We start from the raw sequence: 5,085 nt of genomic DNA, 5'->3' as shown, positions 1-5,085 counted from the left end.
AACCGCTAATAACCAGCAGGGTCAGGGCTCTCATTACGATTGGTGAAGCGGCCGAAAAAATGCACGAAGAGTTAGGCCCATGTGTGCCTGACTGTGTGGCTGCCGAAAGCCTTGAAGATGCCGTCAAACTGGCGCAACTCTTGGCTAAACCAGGCGATGTGGTGTTACTCAGCCCTGCTTGCGCCTCGTTTGACATGTTTGACTCCTACGAACATCGCGGGGACCTGTTTAAACAGGCCGTTTCTAACCTATAAACTAAACTGCTGATGCAGGTTCTCACTTTAAAAGGCCCAGGATCGGGACCAGTGGACAAATTTGTCCTCTGGAGTGTGCTCTTGTTAAGCGCCGTGGGAATTGTAGCGGTTTACAGTGCAATCGCTTATTTCGCAGCTACCGCGTCGGACGGAAATACGGAACGGTTTTTATTTAGGCATTCCTTTCGAGTTGCAATCGCCCTCCTAGTCATGGGCGTGTTTTCCATAATTAATTATCATTTTCTGGCCAAACTGAGTAAGATCGTGCTCATTGTGGCCATTGGATTGCTCGTCTTGACGCAATTGGTTGGGGTTGTTTCAGGTGGTGCTGCGCGGTGGTTGGCTTTTGGTGGACTGCAACTTCAACCTTCTGACCTGGCTCGAGTGGCTTTGCTTCTCTACGTGTCCGTGCTCTTGACTCAAAAGCAGGTTTACATAAGGTCCTTTTCTCGCGCCTTTGTGCCCATTATGGTTTGGATTGGGATAACCATCATGGCGATTGGAGTTTCTGACTTGTCTACCTCTTTGGTCGTCTTAACTGCCGTGATGGTTATGTGTTTTGTCGGACGCGTAAATGTGGGCCATATTGCTCTGGTTGGGGTTGTTGGTTTGTTTTTGGCCTACATCATGCTACTCACTTCTCCGCAAAGAGCCGCTCGAGTGGAGTCCTTTGTGGGTGTAAAATTATTCCCAAATACAGTCGCAGAAGAGGTTTTTGACAACCAAGATGAAGGGTATCAAGCCAAACAGGCTTTGTTGGCAATTGCTAATGGAGGGTTGACCGGATTGGGTCCAGGAAAAAGTGCACAAAGAGACTTCCTTCCAGCACCATACAACGACTTTATTTTTGCCATCATTGCAGAAGAATATGGGGTCGTTGGTGCGCTCGCACTGTTGTTTTTATACGTCCTGATCTTGTTTAGAGGGCTGTTACGAATCGCGAGGCATGCTCCAGATCCCCTCGGACTCTTTTTGAGTGTCGGAATTGTGATCATGCTCACGCTGTATGGATTTGTGCATGCAGGTGTGTCTTCCAACTTATTGCCGGTCACCGGTTTGCCGCTCCCCTTCGTGTCGTATGGCGGTACCTCCATGCTGGCAAATGGAGTTATGATCGGCATTTTGCTCAATATTTCGCGTCACGTTGAATAGCGCAGCAGTCATATCGAAACGACGGGATCCGAGGATCCTCATCACAGGCGGAGGCACTGGAGGGCACGCATATCCGGCAATTGCGATAGCCGATGCAATCCGACAAAAACGACCCAATGCTGCAATTTCATTTGCCGGTTCCAGAGACAAAATTGAGTGGCGCATTGTGCCCTTGGCTGGTTATCCCATCAGTCCTATTACGGTGCAAGGTTTGCAGCGAAAGATAACAGCCCAAAACCTCCTGATGCCGTTTCGGGTCGCAAAAGGATTAAGAGAATCAATCCAGTTGATTCAGCAATTTGATGCAGATGTTGTGGTCGGCACAGGTGGATTTGTCGCACTGCCCATCTTGTTGGCGGCTCGGTATTTGGTGCGGCCTATCGTTATTCAAGAGCAGAATGCATTTATGGGCTTGACGAATCGTTTGGCTTCTAGATTTGCGGACAGTATCCACCTTGCATTTGAAGAAGCGCGTCCAAAAAGAGTAAAAGGAAGTGTTCACATGAACGGCAATCCTGTGCGTGCCGATCTTGGAAACGCGTCAAAAAGTGAAGGGAGGACCTTTTTTGACTTAGATCGGGCAGATAAGATAATCCTCGTATTTGGCGGATCGCTGGGAAGTCTTGCGCTAAACGAAGCAATGGCCACGTTGGTGAGCGGATTGTTAGCTATTTCGGGGCTGGGCGTGATTTGGCAGACAGGAGACCGATATTTTGATAGCTACTCAGAAAGTGTACAAAAGCATCCCCGTCTAAAGATGCATAAATACATTGATCGAATGGATCTGGCCCAAGCCGCCGCAGACTTAGCTGTATGTCGTTCGGGGGCATCGACTTGCGCAGAACTTATGTTGACCGGAACGCCCTCCATTATGGTACCGTCTCCAAACGTAGCTGAGGATCACCAGACCAAAAATGCCCGAAGTATCGAAAAGCAAGGCGCGTGCGAAGTGCTACCTGAAGACCAACTGATGGCTGAGTTACTGGACCGTGTTAAAAACCTGATTGAAACGACTGGTCGTCTTTCGGCCATGTCCCAAAAAGCGCTTCAATTGGCCCGCCCCCATGCTGCAGATCGTATTGCGGAAGATGTTTTGATGATCGCGGAGGTTCAACCTCGATGAAAACCAACCTACATAACGCAGTAACTCGCCGCCAACCTACGTTCGGAAAAATTCGGCACGTACATATGGTGGGAATCGGAGGGATCGGGATGAGCTCGATAGCCGAAGTACTCTTAATGCGCGGCTACAAGGTGACAGGTTCTGATCTCTCGAGTTCAGAAGTCACAAAACATTTGGAAGATCAGGGTGCTGAAATTTTTGTTGGTCATGATGGTCCCAACGCTGCTGGATCCTGTGTAGTAGTTCACTCTTCAGCGGTCGACTCTGAATCAAACCCAGAGACGCAGTTCGCGTTTAGGCACCACATTCCAGTTATCAGGCGGTCTGAAATGCTCGGAGAACTCATGCGAATGAAGTTCGGGATTGGAATCGCCGGAACGCATGGGAAAACAACCACGACAACCATGACCGGCCATGTGATCAGCGCGGGGGAATTTGATCCGACCATCATCGTTGGAGGAAAGGTTTCAGCATTTGGATCCAACGCGGTCTCTGGTGATGGAGACATTATCCTTATCGAAGCCGACGAATACGATCGGACCTTCTTGCGCCTTACGCCTTCGATAGCGGTCATTACGAATATTGATGCCGATCATCTCGATTGCTATACAGACCTTGAAGACATCAAGGATGCCTTCGTTCAGTATGCATCCAGCGTTCCCTTTTTTGGGGCGACCATCGTGTGTCTGGATGACGAAAATGTACGTTCGATTTTAGGACGGATTGACCGGCGCATTGTGACCTATGGCACCCTCAGACAATCCCAAATCCGGGCTGAGAACATCGTTCAAGAGGGCCGGAAAATGCATTTTGATGTCCATAATGGAGATTTGCGGCTGGGACGAGCGACCCTTTCTGCTCCTGGACATCACAATGTGCTCAATGCTTTGGCGGCCATTGCGGTCGGACTTGAACTGGATATGACATTTGATTCCATCGCGGTAGGCATCGCTTCCTATAGCGGAGTACAGCGCCGAATGGAGGAAATTGGGGAAGCGGGGGGCATTTTAGTCGTTGATGATTATGCCCATCATCCAACAGAAGTTAAAGCCACTCTTGATGGGGCTGCTGGATGTTGGCCGGACAGGCGCATAATTGCCGTTTTTCAACCCCACCTATATTCCCGCACGCAAGACTTGTGCGACGACTTTGCCAGTTCGTTTTTTGATGCGGATGTGGTTGTAATCATGGATGTCTACGGAGCCCGTGAAGCTCCTGTTGAAGGCGTTTCGGGAGAATTGATATCAAAACGAGCTCATCTTGCAGGCCATCCACACGTAGAATATGTACCTAACAAAGAAGAGTTGGTTGAATTTGTAGTTCGACTTTCGCGCCCGGGCGACGTGGTAATTACGTTGGGTGCTGGCGATATCTGGCGCCTGAATCGTCAGATATTAAGTAGACTACAGGAGGCAAATTGATGACTAAACGTGCTTCCATGTGGAAAAAAATAGCTGGATTCCTGTTTGTGATAGGAATTGGCGTCGTCGGCTACTCGGGCTGGAAATGGTTGAGTCAGGTCACAGTCGTAGAGGTGACCATGCAGGGACTCGTTCACGCACAGGAAGCGGAGGTTAGAGATCTCATCAGGGTGGACACGGGCGCGGTGATGTTCAAACTTGATCCTCAAATATTGGAAGACCGGATTCGCCGCCACCCCTGGATAATGGAAGCACATGTTTCACGGCTCCCGACGGGTTCTTTGGATATTCGAGTTCTGGAGCGTTTTCCGGTCGCTCAGACTCTCGGAAGTGATGGAAGAATCGGATTCTATTTGGATCGTAATGGTTTCCGAATGCCAATAACTGATGCTAAATCGTATCCAGTTCCGATTATATCGGGCGACATTGAAAACTACCATCCCATTATTTCAGTGTCAGACAATTCTTTAAGGGAAATGTTATACCTCCTACCCAGTCTTAGCGAAGAGTCGGATGATATCATGTCCGAAATTCGTCGAGTTGGGACTGGATTTGAAATTCGAACGACTCCCATTGGGAGCCATGAATCGATTCCGGTACTCATGGGTGAATCTGATTACGAGTCCAAATTTAAGCTTTTAGAAGTGTTTTGGGAGCGTGAAATACTTACGCATCAAGAAATTGAATTTGCATCAATCGATCTTCGATTTGCCAGCCAAGTCGTCACGAAGCAGGAACTCAGGCGCCCTATTAAAGAGATCAGCAACTAATGAAAGAACCGAATAACAACCGTATTGTCGTCGGATTAGACATCGGAACCACGAAAGTGTGCGCCGTCGTTGCCACATCCGATGACTTAAATCGCGTGAACATATTAGGAGTTGGGGTAGCGGAATCAGATGGACTAAACCGCGGCGTTGTGGTCAACATTGACAAAACGGTCAATGCAGTACGCGAAGCAATCGAAGAAGCTTCTCGTATGGCGGGCGTATCTGTTCGCACGGTTATTGTAGGCATTGCGGGAGATCATGTACAGAGTTTCCAGTCTCGCGGTGTGGTCACCATATCCAACAGAGATGGTGAAATTTCTGAGTCTGATGTCCAACGCTTGTTAGAGGACACAACTCACGTTGCG

Annotated in this window: 5 protein-coding genes and 1 pseudogene; all 6 read left to right on the top strand. The window is 48.9% G+C overall.

Features of this window, described 5'->3' with window-relative positions:
- Positions 1-254, top strand: a pseudogene (locus Q0668_RS17030) (UDP-N-acetylmuramoyl-L-alanine--D-glutamate ligase); the annotation flags it as partial.
- A 51-nt stretch (positions 255-305) separates the two neighbouring features.
- Positions 306-1,406, top strand: coding sequence for a putative peptidoglycan glycosyltransferase FtsW (locus tag Q0668_RS17025; protein ID WP_298866792.1), 1,101 nt, complete (start codon positions 306-308; stop codon positions 1,404-1,406).
- Positions 1,399-2,529: an undecaprenyldiphospho-muramoylpentapeptide beta-N-acetylglucosaminyltransferase gene (gene murG, locus Q0668_RS17020; RefSeq protein ID WP_298866790.1), complete on the top strand. Its 1,131-nt coding sequence runs from the start codon at positions 1,399-1,401 to the stop codon at positions 2,527-2,529. Before Q0668_RS17025 ends, murG begins: the two co-directional genes overlap by 8 nt.
- A complete protein-coding gene (gene murC / locus Q0668_RS17015) occupies positions 2,526-3,950 on the top strand; it encodes a UDP-N-acetylmuramate--L-alanine ligase (protein WP_298866788.1) in 1,425 nt (474 codons plus the stop codon). Before murG ends, murC begins: the two co-directional genes overlap by 4 nt.
- Positions 3,950-4,720: an FtsQ-type POTRA domain-containing protein gene (locus tag Q0668_RS17010; protein WP_298866786.1), complete on the top strand. Its 771-nt coding sequence runs from the start codon at positions 3,950-3,952 to the stop codon at positions 4,718-4,720. The genes murC and Q0668_RS17010 overlap by 1 nt, the downstream gene beginning before the upstream one ends.
- On the top strand, positions 4,720-5,085 hold a 366-nt coding region (locus Q0668_RS17005), incomplete at its 3' end, for a cell division protein FtsA (protein WP_298866784.1). The genes Q0668_RS17010 and Q0668_RS17005, both read left to right, overlap by 1 nt.

Origin of the sequence: uncultured Gimesia sp., assembly GCF_937910335.1 — a bacterium.
Taxonomy (GTDB): Bacteria; Planctomycetota; Planctomycetia; order Planctomycetales; family Planctomycetaceae; genus Gimesia.
Note: the sequence above shows the minus strand (reverse complement) of the source record. Positions and strands in the feature narration are given on the sequence as shown.

Coding starts and splice junctions, on each gene's coding strand:
- murC (WP_298866788.1), top strand. CDS start 2,526: ATGAAAACCAACCTACATAACGCAGTAACTCGCCGCCAACCTACGTTC.
- Q0668_RS17010 (WP_298866786.1), top strand. CDS start 3,950: ATGACTAAACGTGCTTCCATGTGGAAAAAAATAGCTGGATTCCTGTTT.